This window comes from Pandoraea sp. E26, from assembly GCF_000681415.1.
In the GTDB taxonomy this organism is placed as follows: Bacteria; Pseudomonadota; Gammaproteobacteria; order Burkholderiales; family Burkholderiaceae; genus Pandoraea; species Pandoraea pnomenusa.
Genome location: NZ_AYXJ01000025.1, coordinates 88,688 through 103,619, shown reverse-complemented (window position 1 = coordinate 103,619; position 14,932 = coordinate 88,688). Strand labels below are relative to the sequence as shown.

The window sequence follows — 14,932 nt, the reverse complement described above, 5'->3', positions numbered from 1 at the left end:
ATCTACCCATGAAATTCTCCGTATCGCTCAGCATGGAGCGCTTCTCGCCGCAGGACACGATGAACGACGCCGTGCGCAACATGCTGCACCTCGCGCGCATCGCCGACGAAGGCGGCTTCGAGACGCTGTGGACCGCCGAGCACCACACCATCGAATGCACCATCTCGCCGAACCCGTTCATCACGCTTACGTGGCTCTCGCAGCACACCGAGCAGATCCGTCTGGGCACGGCCACCATCGTCGCACCGTACTGGTCGCCGATTCGTCTGGCAGGCGAGGCCGCGATGTGCGACCACCTGACGGGCGGACGCCTCGAATTCGGTATCGCGCGCGGCGCGTATCAGTATGAGTTCGACCGCATGGCGGGCGGTATTCCGCAGCAGGAAGGCGTGGCGTACATGAAGGAACTGGTGCCGGCGGTGAAGAAGTTGTGGGAAGGCGATTACGCGCATGACGGGCATTACTGGCAATTCCCGCTCGCCACGTCGGTGCCGAAGCCGCTGCAACAGCCGCATCCGCCGATCTGGGTGGCAACGCGTGATCCGGGCAGTTTCGACTGGGCCGTCGGTGTGGGCGCGAACATCCTGTCGACGCCGCTCGCCGCCCCTGTCTCCGAAGTCGCCGTACTGGGCGATAAATTCCGCAAGGCAGTGGCCGATCATCCGGAACGCCCGCGGCCGCGCTTCATGATGCTGCGCCGCACCTGCGTGTACGACCGTCCGCAGGACTGGGAAATCGCCGTGCGTCACAGCGTGGATTTCGGCCGCACGTTCGAGAACCTGATGCAGAACATCGGCACCGTCAGGAACGGCTTCCCGGAAGCCGTGCCGTACGAGTCGGTTGTCGGGCGCGCCAACTACGATCCGGCGGCAATCCGAGAAAACCTGATGTTTGGCACGCCGGACGAGATCGTGCGCAAGCTCGAAGTGTACGAGGCGCAAGGCGTCGACCAGTTCTGCCTCGGCCTGTCGTTCAATCTGCCGTTCGAGTTGCAGGTAAAGACGCTGCGTCTGTTCATCGACGAAGTGATGCCCCATTTCGCCGCGCGTGAAGCAGGTCGCGCCAGGGAGGCCAATGCGGCTGCGGCGGCACAGTTGGCCGAGACGTCTGGGCGTCCGGCCGCGCTGGCATCGGCGGGCCGCTGACGCATGAGTGCGCGCGCCATGACCGAACCGCCCACCGATTCGCCCGCACAGACGCTGCAAGTCGGCGATGTCACGCTGGCCTATCGCCTGCTCGGCCGAGGCACCCGCCCGCTCGTGTGCATTCACGGCGTGGGATCGTACCAGGAAGCTTGGGACGACGTGGCTACCCTGCTGGCCGACGACTTCCGCATCCTCACCTTCGATCTGCGCGGTCACGGCAGATCGTCGCGGGTAAAGGGACGATACGAGATCGACGATTTCGTCGCCGACGCGCTGGCACTTGCGGATCACGTGGGCTTCGCCACGTTCGATCTCGCGGGCTTCTCGCTGGGCGGGCTGATCGCACAGCGGCTGGCGCTCTCGTATCCGACGCGCCTGCGTCGTCTCGCGCTGCTCGCCACGGTGTCGGGCCGGACCAAAGAGGAGCGCGAGCGCGTACTCGCGAGGCTCGCCGCGTTGCAGGGCGGCGAGCGTGGCGCCCATTACGACGCCTCGCTGTCTCGCTGGCTGACGGAAGACTTTCAGGCGAGACATCCGGAGCGGATCGTCTATCTGCGCAAACGCAATGCGCAGAACGATCCGGATTGTTATGCGTCGGCCTACCGCGTGCTGGCGGAGACCGATTTCGGCGGGTTCATCGATCAGATCCGCGTGCCGACGCTCATCGTCACCGGCGAAGACGATCAGGGCTCGAACCCGCGCATGGCCCGCTTTATGCATGAGTGCATCGTCGGCTCGCAACTCGCCATCCTGCCGGGCATGCGGCATTCGATTCTGGTCGAAGCGGCCGCGCCGGTCGCGGGGCTGTTGCGGGATTTCCTTGTTGATGACCCGGAAAAGAAGGGGCCCCCAGCATGATCGTCGAAGAGCGCATTTACCGCATTCGCAACGGTTGCATGAGTCTGTACCTGAATCTCGTGCGGACCGAAGGGCTGGCGATTCAGCAGCCCATCCTCGGGCATCTCGTCGGGTATTTCACGACGGAGATCGGTGTGCTCAGTCAGGTGACCCATCTCTGGGCGTATCCGAGTCTGGACGAGCGTGCCAGGCGTCGCGCGCGCCTGGCGCAAGACAAGCGCTGGCAGGCGTTCATTCCGCGTCTGTCCGAATTGATCGAAACCGCCGAGAACCGCATTCTGGTACCGACCGATTTTTCCCCGCTCACGGCGTTCACGCCACAGGCTGCCACGGACCATCATTCTACGGACCCAAAGGAGGTTGGCCATGACTGACCGACTGAGAATCGAAAACCTGTACAAGGTCTTCGCTGACAAGCCGGCGCGAGCGCTGGCCATGTTGCGCGACGGCAAACGCAAGTCCGAGGTGCTCGAAACGCTCGGCCAGGTCGTGGGACTCGACGACGTCTCCCTGACGGTTCCGTCCGGTGCGATCTACATGATCATGGGGCTCTCCGGCTCCGGGAAATCGACGCTCGCGCGTTGCATCAACCGCCTCAACGAGCCTTCCGACGGCCGGATTCTGCTCGACGGCGAGGACCTGTGTGCGCTTCACGAGGCGGGGCTGCGCGAGGTGCGTCGCAATCGCATCTCGATGGTGTTCCAGCACTTCGCGCTGCTACCGAATCGCCGTGTCATCGAAAACGTGGAGTTCGGACTCAAGCTGCGTGGCATGCCGGCAGCACAGCGGCGCCGTCGCGCCGAGGAGGTGCTGTGCGTGGTTGGACTGGCGCGCTGGGCGTATCACATGCCGCACGAACTGAGCGGCGGTATGCGGCAGCGCGTGGGGCTGGCCCGTGCGCTCGCTACCGAGGCGGACGTCCTCATCATGGATGAAGCCTTCAGCGCGCTCGATCCGCTCATCCGAACGGAAATGCAGGACGAGCTGCTGCGTCTTCAGCACACGCTCAACAAGACCATTCTGTTCATCACGCATGACTTTCAGGAAGCGCTCAAGCTCGGCACGCGCATCGCCATCATGTCGGAGGGTCGCCTTGTGCGCGAAGGCACGCCGCAACAGATCGTGCTGGATCCGGGCAGCGACTACGTGGCGGCGTTCACCCGTGACGTCGACCGTGCCCGCCTTTTCGATGCGCGTTCGGTGATGGCGCCCGTGCCCGCGGTGCTCGCCCAATGCGAGCACGGGTTGCCATGCGTGCCGGCCGACATGCGCCTGGTCGATGTGGCCGCGCGTTTCAAATCCGACGGACCGATGGGTGTGACCGACGACGACGGCAAGCTGATCGGAGTGCTGGACGTGGGGCAGTTGCTTGCCCGGATTGGCGCCACTGCCGGCGCAGGAGACCATCATGCTTAATGCCGACCAACTTGCGGTATTCCCCTTCGATCAGTGGATTCAGGAGGGCGTGCAATGGATGGCGCTGCACATGCGTCCGCTGTTCCTGGTCATCAAATGGCCTGTCGAGCGGTTGCTGACGTTCAACGACAGCGTATTTCACGCCGCGCCGTTCCCGGTGATGGTCGTGATCGCGTTCCTGCTGTGTTGGCGTTTGGCCAGTCTTGGCGTGGCGGCATTCAGCGCCGTCGTGTTCGTGGTCATCGCCATGCTCGGGGTGTGGGGCGAAGCGATGACGACGCTCTCGCTCATCATGACCGCCATTCTGTTCTGTGCGCTCATTGGCATTCCCATCGGCATCTGGAGCGCGCGCAGCGAGCGAGCGTGGCTGGTGGTGCGACCGGTGCTCGACATCATGCAGACGACCCCGACGTTCGTATATCTCGTGCCGGTGGTGATGCTCTTCGGCGTGGGCAACGTGCCGGGCGAAGTCGCCGTGGTGACGGCCGCGATGCCACCGCTCATCCGCTTCACGCATCTGGGCATTCGCATGGTCGAGCATGAAATCGTGGAAGCCGGTCTCGCGTTTGGGGCGGACAAGCGTCAGTTGCTGTGGGAGGTGCAATTGCCGCTCGCGGTGCCGACGATTCTCGGTGGCCTGAACCAGACCGTGCTCACGGCGATGGTGATGTCGGTCGTGGTGGCCATGATCGGCGCGGAAGGTCTCGGGCTGGTGGTGCTGCAGGGGCTGGGGCGACTCGATGTGGGACGCGCGGCTGTCGGTGGCATCGCCATCGTGTTGCTGGCCATGATGCTCGACCGGTTCACACAGAAGCTCGCACGCACGAAGCCGCGCGATCAGCAGACGTTTCGGGCGGTGATCTCGCGATTGTTTCGTGGGGAGCGTCGGGTGGGGGCCGAAGTGCCGCCGACGGCGCGTGCGGCGGATGCGCGCGAAGCGCTCTGAACGAAGCGGCGGAGCATCAGGTTTTCGTACGTTTGGCAGCACAGAAACGCCGGCCATGACGACGGTGTCAGGGATCGGCACCCGAGCCCTCGGGCGGAAGTCCCGCGGGCCGATAACTCGACGATCGGAAAGATCGAACAGGTCTTGGAGAGCAGCAATGAAAGGATTCGCAAAGGCGGTTGCTTCGTTCACGTTTTCGCTGGTCGCGGCGGGCGCGTTGCATGCCCAGACGCTTCCGGGCACGGGAAAGACGATCCATTACGCGCAAAGCGACAGCTTCGGTGGTAATTACGTCGTCGCCCAGATCGTCTCGAAGGCGTTCAAGGGGCTGGGGTACGACGTCAAGCTCAGTACGATGAATACGACGCTGTTCTTCCAGGCGGTTGCGCAAGGCGATATCGACATCGCCACCGACGTGAACTTCCCGCAACGTGAACCTGGCTTCCGCGCGGTGGCGTCGCAGGCGATGATCGTCGGCTCGGGCCTCATCGCGGGCGACGGCATCAACGGCTATCTGATCGACAAGAAGACGGCGCTGCAGTATCACATCACCAGTCTCGAGCAGATGAAGGATCCGAAGATCGCCGGACTCTTCGGCAAGGACGGCAAGGCCGAGCTGATCAGTTGCGATCCGGGCTGGAGTTGCGGCGATGTCGTCGATTACCAGCTCGACAAGTTCGGCCTGAAGCCGACGGTCAAGGCAGTGCGAGGCAAGTACGAAGCGCTGATGGTCGAGGCGGTCACGAAGGTCAGACAGGGCAAGCCGGCATTTTTCTACGCGTGGAGTCCGTCATGGGTGACGAACGCGCTCGTGCCGGGCGTGGATGTGGTGTGGCTCCCGACCCCGGCTGACGCACTCCCGCCGAACGTCCCCAACAAGGGCTCGGCGCTCGTGAACAACGTCGAGGGGTGCGCTGGCGGGGCGAATCCGTGCCGCATGGCGATGGCGTCCTGGAACTGGGGCTCGGTCGCAAACAAGCAGTTCATTGCCGCTAACCCGGCCGTGAAGGCGCTCATCGAGCAGATCCGCTTCCCAGGCAAGACGTGGTCGCAGTGGGAGGCTACCATCAGCAAGGAAGGCGGCTCGCCGGCGCTGATAACGAAACTCTCGGACGAGTGGATCGCCGCCAACAAGGCGCAGATGGATCAGTGGGTGGCGACCGCGGCCAAGGCGAAGTAATTGCCGAAATGAAAAATGAGGGAGGTGTCCAATGAATCCGGAATTGTTCGAGAAGGGGCTGAAGACGCGCCGCGAGGTGCTCGGCAGCGAGTACGTGGATAAGTCGATTGCGTCGGCCGATGCTTTCAATCGCCCGATGCAGGAACTGGTGACGGAGTACTGTTGGGGCGAGATATGGAATCGCCCGGGTCTCGACCGGCGCACCCGGAGCTTGCTGAATCTGGGCATGCTCACGGTCATGAATCGTCCGCACGAGCTGAAGCTGCATGTGCGCGGCGCGCTGACCAACGGCGTGACGAAGGAGGAAATCACCGAGGTGTTCCTGCAAGCCGCGATCTACGCCGGTGTGCCTGCGGCGATCGACAGCTTCCGTGTCGCACGCGAAGTGTTCGACGCCCAGACCTGAGCATGCGCGGCGACCGCCGATGGCATCCGAGGATGTCGCCGCAGGTGCACCAACCAAGGGCCATTTTTTGGTGGAGAGATCACGCTACCGGCACTCTCGTCCCATCGGAATGAGCGTGGGCACCCGGGGCGAGAATTTCTACGCAACTTATTGACATAAAAAAAGCCCCTGACGTCACCGTCAGGGGCTTTCTTGCTTCTTTGGTAGGCCGTGCTGGGTTCGAACCAGCGACCAAGGGATTATGAGTCCCCTGCTCTAACCGCTGAGCTAACGGCCCTCAACTACCGGCGCTCGCTCAGCAGCAATCAATTGCCTTCGAGGAACGACTTGAGCTTGTCGGAACGGCTCGGGTGACGCAGCTTGCGCAGCGCCTTGGCTTCAATCTGACGAATACGCTCACGCGTCACGTCAAACTGCTTGCCCACTTCCTCGAGCGTGTGGTCCGTGCTCATCTCGATGCCGAAACGCATGCGGAGCACCTTCGCCTCACGCGGCGTCAGCGAATCGAGCACGTCCTTCACGACGTCGCGCATACTACCATGCAATGCGGCGTCAGCAGGCGCTACCGTGCCCGTATCCTCGATGAAATCACCCAAGTGCGAATCGTCGTCGTCACCGATCGGCGTTTCCATGGAGATCGGCTCCTTCGCGATCTTCATGATCTTGCGGATCTTGTCCTCCGGCATTTCCATCTTCTCGGCCAGCGTCGCCGGATCCGGCTCGACACCGGTCTCCTGCAGAATCTGACGCGAGATCCGGTTCATCTTGTTGATCGTTTCGATCATGTGCACCGGAATACGAATGGTACGCGCCTGGTCCGCGATCGAACGCGTGATGGCCTGGCGGATCCACCACGTCGCGTACGTCGAGAACTTGTAACCACGACGATATTCGAACTTGTCCACCGCCTTCATCAGGCCGATGTTGCCCTCCTGGATCAGATCCAGGAACTGCAAGCCACGGTTCGTGTACTTCTTCGCAATCGAAATCACGAGACGCAAGTTGGCTTCGGTCATCTCACGCTTGGCCTTGCGGGCACGGCGCTCGCCTTCCGACATCTTGCGGTTCACGTCCTTCAATTCGGCCAGCGGCAGTACCACACGCGCCTGCAGGTCGATCAGCTTTTGCTGAAGCTCCTGCACGGCCGGCACGTTGCGCTCGACCACCGAGCTGTACGCCTTGTTATCGGCCACCACCGTGTAAATCCAGTCGAGATTCGTTTCGTTGCCCGGGAAACGCGACACGAAATCCGCGCGCGGCATGCCGCACTTGTCGACCACGATGTTCAGGATCGCACGCTCGATGTTGCGCACTTCGTCCACCTGCGAACGAAGCGTGTCGCACAAACGCTCGACCGTGCGCGCCGTAAAGCGGATCGTCATCAACTCGGCCTGGATCGCCTCGCCAGCCTTCACGTACGGCTTGGACTGGTAGCCTTCCTTCTCGAACGCACGACGCATCTTGCCAAACCAGTCGGCAATCACGGCGAACTTGGCCAGCGAGTCGCGCTTGAGCTGCTCGACCTGCGCAGCCGAAGCACCCGCGCCACTGTTGCTGTCATCTTCCTCTTCGGCTTCTTCTTCCTCTTCTTCCGCCTCGGCGTCGGCATCGGCGTCGAAGTCCTCGTCGTCGGAGGAAGCGGCCGCCGCCTCGGCTTCCGCATTCGGATCGATCAGGCCATCGACCACCTCGTCGATGCGCATCTCCTCACGCTCGACCTTCTCGGCCATCGCCAGGATCTCGGCGATCGTCGTCGGGCACGCGGAAATGGCCTGCACCATGTGCTTGAGCCCTTCCTCGATGCGCTTGGCGATCTCGATCTCCCCTTCGCGCGTCAGCAGCTCGACCGTCCCCATTTCGCGCATGTACATACGCACCGGGTCGGTCGTGCGACCAAACTCGGAGTCGACGGTCGACAAAGCCGCTTCGGCTTCTTCCTCGACTTCGTCGTCCGACGCGGCGTTCGGCGCATTGTCGTTGAGCAACAGCGTTTCGGCATCGGGCGCCTGCTCGTACACAGCAATGCCCATGTCGTTGAACGTGCCGATCACGCCCTCGAGCGCCTCGCTTTCCACCAGCTCGTCGGGCAGGTGGTCATTGATCTCGGCAAAGGTCAAGAAGCCTCGCTCCTTGCCCAGCTTGATCAGTGCCTTCAGTTTGCCACGACGCTCCTCAAGTTCCTCGGCCGTACCGGGCTGGTGCGAGGAAAATGCGTCCTTGAGCAGTGCTTTCTCTTTTGCCCGGCGATCACGCGCCTTCTGCTTTTCCACTTTGGTCTGATCTTCGTTCACGGGTTGATCGTAAGTATTCTCTGCGACGCCTTGCGCCTCCGGAGCAGCAGTCTTCGCGGCACGGCCCCGCGTCTTTTGGACGGGCGGCACGACGGCAACCGGCGTGACCTCTACAGCTTCGGATTTGCGGGAAGCCCCGGTCTTGCGTGGGACCTGCGTCGCAGGTGTACTGCGGCCCGCCTGGCTCGCGGCCTTGGCGGTAGTTGCGCTCTTCGCGCTTTTTTCAGCGGGTTGTCGGGCCTGCGGTTTCCCGCCTGCCGTCGCCTTGGTGGCCGTTGCCGCCTTTGCTGCCTTCGTCGGTCTGACGGGCGGCTCGGACTTCACCGTCGGCCTGGCCGCTTTCGCAGCCCCCACCTTCGCGGCGGTCGCACTCTTGCGCTTGGTGACATCGGTCACCTTCGCAGCCGTCTTGCCGGTCGTCTTCGTTGCGCCGGCGGCTGCCTTAACTTGCGTAGTACGTTTCGCCGAACTTGCCTGGCTGGCTGTCTTCTTCGAGGCTTGTGCAACCACACCGGCTTTCTTTCCAACGCCAGCCGTCGCAGAGCGAGACGCCCCCTTCCCACCTGTTGCCGCCGCCGCGCTTGGCGCGCGCTTTGCCTTCGGTGAAGGGATAACCGTCTTTTTTCCGCTGGTCGTTGTCATCTTTGCCATAGCGATCTCGCTTGCCAGAAAACAGCCCACTGAAAACTTTCCATTATAGCACGCGGGCTTACCTCAACTTCGCGTGCCTCCTGTGCCGGCCGTAGCCAGCCACCGCTTCAATTCGTCGCGTTGCCGCGACAGCGCCTGCGCATGGCGCATTTCATCGGCCGTCAGTGACGCCCGCTTGAAAATCGTCTCCAGTTCCTCGCACAGCCCGTCGTATTGCAGCCGCCGGATGGCGCTACGCAACTCGGCGAGCCGCAACGATATCTGCTCTTCACGACGCTCGACCTGAGCCTCGTCGGCCGGGTCGAATAACAGCAAATCGCGTGCATTTTCCTCAAAAGACAGAATTTCGCGAATGATGTCGTCGAAACTCGCCCAGTTCGGCGACGCTCGCAGACGATCCGACATAAAGCGAAAATCCGCCTGCGCGCCCATCTCGTGGCAGTGCGAGAGCACCTCCGAGAAGATCTCGGCGTGATGACGCACTTCCCGTAATATCTTGGTCTCTTCTTCGGTCAGTTCGTTTCCGAGCACCGGAAACATCAACAGATTCTGCAAGGCACGGTGTTCCGTCCCCACGACACGGCGCTTTTCGCGCTTGGCCGGTGTCTTGTCCCACGCGTTATGCCGACGGGCCGCGCCAATCTGCAATTCGCACAATTCAGCGACTTCCTCGATCGAGCTGCCCACGCGCTCGGCCAAGGCATGCAGGATCTGGCCCCGCAGCGCGTTCGCCGGCATTTGCTGCAACAATGGCTTGGCCTCGAACAGCGCCCGCGCCCGGCCCTCGGGTTGATGCATTTCCTTGCCGGACGTCACCTCGCCAATCAGGAACTGCGACATCGGCATGGCCCGCGAGACCTCGTCCGCAAACGCCTGCGCACCGTATTCGCGCACGTAGCTGTCCGGGTCATGCTCGCTCGGCAGGAACAGGAACTTGAAGCTCCGGTTGTCGTCGGCATGAGGCAGACAGGCTTCCAACGCGCGACGGGCCGCCCGGCGGCCTGCCGCATCGCCGTCGAAGCTGAACACGACCGTCTCGGTCTGACGCAACAACTTCTGCACATGCATCGGCGTGCAGGCCGTTCCCAGCGTCGCCACAGCTTGCGGGAAACCGAGCTGCGCCAGCGCCACCACATCCATATACCCTTCGACCACCAGCACGTAGCCCGCGTCGCGAATGCCGGCCCGCGCCTCGAACAATCCGTACAACTCGCTGCCCTTGCTGAACAGCGGCGTCTCGGGCGAATTCAGGTATTTGGGCTCGCCCTTGTCAAGCACGCGCCCGCCGAAGGCAATCACCTGCCCCTTCGTATTCCGGATCGGGAACATGATCCGGTCGCGGAATCGGTCGTAGCGACGCCTGGCACCGCCGGCCTCGCCCTTCTCGCTTTCGATGACGAGACCTGCATCGAGCAGCTGGTCATCGCGGTAATTCTGGAACGCGGCCTCCAGGTTCTGCCAGGCATCCGGGGCATATCCCAGTCCGAAATGCGCGGCGATCTCGCCTGTCAGGCCACGTCGCTTCAAATAGTCGATGGCGGCCGGCGCGCTGCGCAACTGCTTGCGGTAGTAATCGCACGCGCGCGTCATCACGTCGACCAGCCCGAGGGTTTGCGCCCGTTGCGCGGCAGGCGCCGGCGCGCCCGGCATCGGCGCCTCACGCGGCACATCCAGCCCGACGTTGCGGGCCAACTCCTCGACAGCTTCGACAAAACCAAGCCCGGCATGCTCCATGAGAAAACTGATCGCGCTGCCGTGCGCGCCGCACCCGAAGCAGTGATAGAACTGCTTGGTGGGGCTTACCGTAAATGAGGGCGACTTCTCATTATGAAAGGGGCATAGCCCCATGAAGTTCGCCCCACCCTTCTTCAACTGCACATAACGGCCCACCACCTCGACAATGTCGACGCGGTTGAGCAAGTCCTGCAAAAACGACTGGGGAATCACTGGATCGATGCCATCGCAACGCGGCCTCGCACCGTCACATGTGCGACGGCGCCGTACCGCGCAACCGAATTACGCTGTCAACGCGGCCTTCACCTGCGCCGAAACGGCCGTCATGTCGGCACGTCCGGCCAACTGGCCCTTGAGCACCCCCATGACTTTGCCCATGTCCTGGGGACCGGCGGCGCCGGTCTGGGCTACCGCTGCCTTGACGGCCTGCGCGACTTCCTCCGCCGAGAGCTGCTGCGGCATATAGACCTGGAGCACTTCGAGTTCGGCGGCCTCCTTGTCGGCCAGGTCGGTGCGGCCGGCAGCCTGAAACTGGCCGATGGAATCCTTGCGTTGTTTGATCAGCTTGTCGACCACGGCAACGACGGCCGTGTCGTCGAGAGTGATGCGCTCGTCGACTTCCTTCTGTTTGATCGCGGCGAGCAACAGCCGGATGGTCCCCAGTTTGTCCGCGGCCTTGGCACGCATGGCCGTCTTCATGTCTTCGTTGATGCGTTCTTTCAGACTCATGAGCAGGGGTTCCGGAATTCGAATACGTTTCAGTGTAGTGCATGCCGCCTTAAAGAAAAGGACGGCCGCCGCCAGACACTCGCCGCGCGCAGCCGCAGCCAGAGAAGCAGCGCCGGGAACGAGCGGGGGCAGAAAGCACAAAACCCGCTTGGCGGACGACCGCGAACGCGATCACAAGCGGGCTCGCCGGAGACCGCGACACCTTGAGCGCGTCGTCTCCACGAAGGGGAGAGCGTATCACAGCGCCATCGCGGCCGTCTACGACAGGACGTCCTCGCCCGCCCGCTCGGCTCGCACGCTTTCGGACATTGCCTGCGCGCACGCCACCGCCGACGCCCACGCCCACTGAAAGTTGTAGCCGCCGAGCCACCCCGTCACGTCCACCACTTCCCCGACGAAATGCAATCCCGGCTGCGAACGCGCCTCGAGCGCCGCCGACGAAAGCCCCCGGGTATCCACGCCGCCGCGCGTGACTTCGGCCTTGCGCCACCCTTCCGAGCCGCACGGCTTGAGCGTCCAGCCGGAAAAGGCCTGCGCCAGCGAACGCAATGCCTTGTCGGGCAGCTCCTGCACACGCGCCTGCGGCGAGAGGCCACTGTTGGCGACCCACGCGTCGGCCAAGCGTGCCGGCACCCACTGCGCCAGCAGATTCGCCAACTGACGCCTGGATGAGGCCTTCGCATCGAACAATGCCGCCTCGATATCCGACGATGGCGCCAAATCGAGGGTGATCGACTGCCCCGGTGCCCAGAAACTGGAGATCTGCAGAATGGCCGGGCCCGACAACCCCCGGTGCGTGAACAGCAAATCCTCGAGGAAGCTCCCCGCCGCCTTGCCTTTGCCCGTGCTCACCTCGACTTCGAGCGACAATCCCGACAGGCCCGCAAACGGCGCCCAGGTCGAGGCATCGAACATCAGCGGCACCAGCGCCGGACGCGGCTCCACGATGTCCAGCCCGAACTGCCCCGCGATGCGATATCCCCAGTCCGTAGCGCCGATTTTCGGAATGGACAGGCCACCCGTCGCAATAACCAGACGTTTTGCGGCGATATGCCCGGCATCTGTCGTCAAATGGTAGCGATGTGTGCCTGCGGCATCTGTGTAAGCCACGGTGTGCACCGCACAGGGCATGCGCCAGTGGACATGGCCGGCAGCACACTCCTTGCACAGCATTTCGATGATGTCCTCGGCACTTTCGTCGCAGAAGAGCTGCCCGCGATGCTTTTCGTGCCACGCGATTCGGTGGCGCCTGAGCAACTCCAGAAAGTCGCGGGGCGTGTAGCGTGCCAGCGCGGAACGACAGAAACGGGGATTTTCGGACAAATAATTGCCCGGCCCGGCATTGATATTGGTGAAGTTGCAGCGTCCGCCGCCCGAGATGCGAATCTTCTCCGCCAGGCGCGTCGCATGATCGATAAGCACCACGCGCAGCCCGAGCTGCCCGGCCACCGCCGCGCACATCAGGCCGGCCGCGCCGGCGCCCACAATCGCTACATCGTACTTTTCCATGGCGCGCGTTGCCTGGGAGTCCGACCAGGACAAGTCAAAATTTGTATATTTATCAGAATCTTAGATTGCGGCAGAAGGACGCCGCGAGAAGGGGCGAATGATACAGGAACCGGCCGAGAACTCAATGATCCGATGTCGCCACCGACGCCGGCAATCCAACCGACATTCAGCGGGTCAGGGCCGCCCCCCCGGCGCTGGATTCGGCGAAACTCATGCCAGGTCAGCGCGATGACGCCAAGATCGAGCACCGATAACAATATCAGCCAGACCGAATGGGTGTGCGCGTACCGGTACAACTGGTAGGCAATGAACAACGCGAATATGACGACGGAAACCGGAAAAATCCAGAGCCGTTCGCGCAGCAGGCCCACGATCAACCAAAGTTTGAGCACGCCGTGCGCAAGCAGATAAACGGCGGCGAACGCTTGCGAACCGAGCGACAAATGCTGAGCCGCATGGAGCAGGACGCCGGCCACGACGTCGTGCGGATCCTCACGCAGTTCATGCCCCGTGATTCGCAGCACGAACGTCAGGACGACGTGACTGGGGATGAAGTAGGCGGCCGCACCGGCGACGATCTCGGACAATGCGAAGAGCGCCTTGATCCACAAACTCGTCTCGAAAAGACCATGAAGGCGTTTCTCCGCCGCATTGGACAAGCCTGTCACACTTCACGCTCCGCAACCGATATCACCGTTTCGTCATGATGGCGAGACTATCCCCTCACCCAACCGCGCGCAATCCATCGTGCAAACACCTTCTGATGCACACCCACGGCCAGCCAGTACGCGGGCGCCACCAGCCACGGCATGCGCCGGGCCACCAGCCAGCTCGAGATGACGGCGACGATGGCTGAGCCCGCCATGTCCATCGGGAAGTGTACGCCGAGAAAAACACGTGCCCAGGCGACCGGCAAACCCAGCAGTGTCGCGGCCACACCCGCAGCACGAGTGCGCCGGTGCAGCAGGAGCGCGAACGCCACCGACCAGATCAGCGTCAGGTGATCGCTCGGAAACGAGCTGTCGGCGGCATGCAAGAGATAGGTGTGCCCCAGGCCCACCATGAACGGGCGGGGATGCACCCACACCCAGCCGATCATCTGATTGATCGCCAGCCCCACGGCGCCGGCCACTGCCGCCGTGACCAGCGCACGCCGCCGTGAAGCGTCGGCGTGCAACCACATCGCGCCCAGGCCGATCGGCACAAGCACGATGAGGTATTGGGCCAGGCATGTCGCGACCGCCAGTGCCCAGGGAGCCGGCGTCGCGCCGGCATTGAGCATCAGGAAAAGCGTGTCGTTAAGGTTTTCCATGAAATTGACGATTCGATGGCCGCGCCGTCGCGGCCAAGTTACCCAACGTTATTGATAAGCGCCGGGTTTGGGCTGCTTCTGAACGGGCAGCATCTTGTGCAGGGTGCCGTCGCGCAGTACCCAGTGGTGATAGAGTGCGCCGCAAATGTGCAGGGCGATGGCGCCGAGCAAGCCGTAGGCAAGCAACGAATGGACGTCGCCCATGCTATGACCGAAGGAAGACCCGCGCGCCACGAGCGCCGGCAATGGCACCACACCAAGTAGCGAGACGCCGTAGCCGCGTGAGGAGGCATTGATCCAGCCCAATACGGGCACGAGCACGAGCAACGCGTAGATGCCCTTGTGTGCCACGGCGGCCAGCGCTTGCAGGCGCGACTTCACGCCTTGAGCCGGCGCGCGGCGAACGCGCGTCCACATCAGCCGGATCGCGACCAGCCCCAGAATCGTCACGCCAAGTGACAGGTGCCAGGCCACGAGTCCGATCGCGGGCGTTTGCCGCGTGATGTCGGGCATCGTCCAGGCGACGACGAATTGTGCGGCCAACAACGCCGCGGTCAACCAGTGCAGATAGCGCGACGCAGTGTCGTAGCGCGTGACAGCTTGATTCATGACGACCTCTCTTCCACCGATGGAAAACGTCGATGGGTCTGCCGACGGCCCGATTGCCGTCGCTCCCGAATGCGGATTCTGAGGCACGACACTTAGCGCTGACTTAGCGCCGCCGCGGGTGAAAACGCGCGCGCAACCGCCGTCGC

At 63.0% G+C, this 14,932-nt stretch carries 14 protein-coding genes and 1 tRNA gene; 7 read left to right on the top strand and 8 right to left on the bottom strand.

Annotated features, from left to right (window positions below; genetic code table 11):
* Window positions 1-8 precede the first annotated feature (8 nt).
* From W930_RS27695 to W930_RS0115625, 7 genes are all read left to right on the top strand, one after another.
* Entirely contained in the window at window positions 9-1,145 is a 1,137-nt protein-coding gene (locus W930_RS27695; RefSeq protein WP_023595295.1) for an LLM class flavin-dependent oxidoreductase, read from the top strand.
* A gap of 18 nt (window positions 1,146-1,163) precedes the next feature.
* On the top strand, window positions 1,164-2,003 hold the full coding sequence (locus W930_RS0115650) for an alpha/beta fold hydrolase (protein ID WP_028731092.1): 840 nt from the start codon (window positions 1,164-1,166) through the stop codon (window positions 2,001-2,003).
* The gene (locus tag W930_RS27690) at window positions 2,000-2,377 is read left to right on the top strand and encodes an NIPSNAP family protein (protein WP_023595293.1); all 378 of its coding nucleotides are present in this window, start codon (window positions 2,000-2,002) and stop codon (window positions 2,375-2,377) included. Before W930_RS0115650 ends, W930_RS27690 begins: the two co-directional genes overlap by 4 nt.
* A complete protein-coding gene (locus tag W930_RS0115640; protein ID WP_023871734.1) occupies window positions 2,370-3,419 on the top strand; it encodes a glycine betaine/L-proline ABC transporter ATP-binding protein in 1,050 nt (349 codons plus the stop codon). Before W930_RS27690 ends, W930_RS0115640 begins: the two co-directional genes overlap by 8 nt.
* A complete protein-coding gene (locus W930_RS0115635) occupies window positions 3,412-4,365 on the top strand; it encodes a proline/glycine betaine ABC transporter permease (RefSeq protein ID WP_023595291.1) in 954 nt (317 codons plus the stop codon). Before W930_RS0115640 ends, W930_RS0115635 begins: the two co-directional genes overlap by 8 nt.
* 157 nt (window positions 4,366-4,522) lie before the next feature.
* Window positions 4,523-5,545, top strand: coding sequence for a glycine betaine/L-proline ABC transporter substrate-binding protein ProX (gene proX / locus W930_RS0115630; RefSeq protein ID WP_023871735.1), 1,023 nt, complete (start codon window positions 4,523-4,525; stop codon window positions 5,543-5,545).
* 31 nt (window positions 5,546-5,576) lie between these two features.
* Window positions 5,577-5,951, top strand: coding sequence for a carboxymuconolactone decarboxylase family protein (locus W930_RS0115625; RefSeq protein ID WP_023871736.1), 375 nt, complete (start codon window positions 5,577-5,579; stop codon window positions 5,949-5,951).
* Between the two features lie 201 nt (window positions 5,952-6,152).
* On the opposite strand, the gene W930_RS0115620 is transcribed toward W930_RS0115625, so the two are convergent.
* From W930_RS0115620 to W930_RS27680, 8 genes are all read right to left on the bottom strand, one after another.
* A tRNA-Ile gene (locus W930_RS0115620) sits at window positions 6,153-6,228 on the bottom strand.
* A gap of 28 nt (window positions 6,229-6,256) precedes the next feature.
* Window positions 6,257-8,893 carry an RNA polymerase sigma factor RpoD gene (gene rpoD, locus W930_RS0115615; RefSeq protein ID WP_369798658.1) on the bottom strand — a complete coding sequence of 879 codons (2,637 nt, stop codon included), beginning with the start codon at window positions 8,891-8,893 and terminating at the stop codon, window positions 6,257-6,259.
* 63 nt (window positions 8,894-8,956) lie between these two features.
* On the bottom strand, window positions 8,957-10,840 hold the full coding sequence (gene dnaG / locus W930_RS0115605) for a DNA primase (protein WP_023595287.1): 1,884 nt from the start codon (window positions 10,838-10,840) through the stop codon (window positions 8,957-8,959).
* A gap of 69 nt (window positions 10,841-10,909) precedes the next feature.
* Window positions 10,910-11,356, bottom strand: a complete 447-nt coding sequence (locus W930_RS0115600; protein WP_023595286.1) for a GatB/YqeY domain-containing protein — start codon at window positions 11,354-11,356, stop codon at window positions 10,910-10,912.
* 258 nt (window positions 11,357-11,614) lie between these two features.
* The gene (locus W930_RS0115595) at window positions 11,615-12,865 is read right to left on the bottom strand and encodes an NAD(P)/FAD-dependent oxidoreductase (RefSeq protein ID WP_023871739.1); all 1,251 of its coding nucleotides are present in this window, start codon (window positions 12,863-12,865) and stop codon (window positions 11,615-11,617) included.
* Window positions 12,847-13,533: a DUF2127 domain-containing protein gene (locus tag W930_RS27685; RefSeq protein ID WP_023871740.1), complete on the bottom strand. Its 687-nt coding sequence runs from the start codon at window positions 13,531-13,533 to the stop codon at window positions 12,847-12,849. The genes W930_RS0115595 and W930_RS27685 overlap by 19 nt, the downstream gene beginning before the upstream one ends.
* Window positions 13,534-13,580: 47 nt before the next feature.
* Window positions 13,581-14,177 carry an undecaprenyl-diphosphatase gene (locus W930_RS0115585; protein WP_023871741.1) on the bottom strand — a complete coding sequence of 199 codons (597 nt, stop codon included), beginning with the start codon at window positions 14,175-14,177 and terminating at the stop codon, window positions 13,581-13,583.
* A 48-nt stretch (window positions 14,178-14,225) separates the two neighbouring features.
* Complete coding sequence (locus tag W930_RS27680; protein WP_023595282.1) at window positions 14,226-14,786, bottom strand: cytochrome b; 561 nt, start codon at window positions 14,784-14,786, stop codon at window positions 14,226-14,228.
* Between the last annotated feature and the right edge of the window lie 146 nt (window positions 14,787-14,932).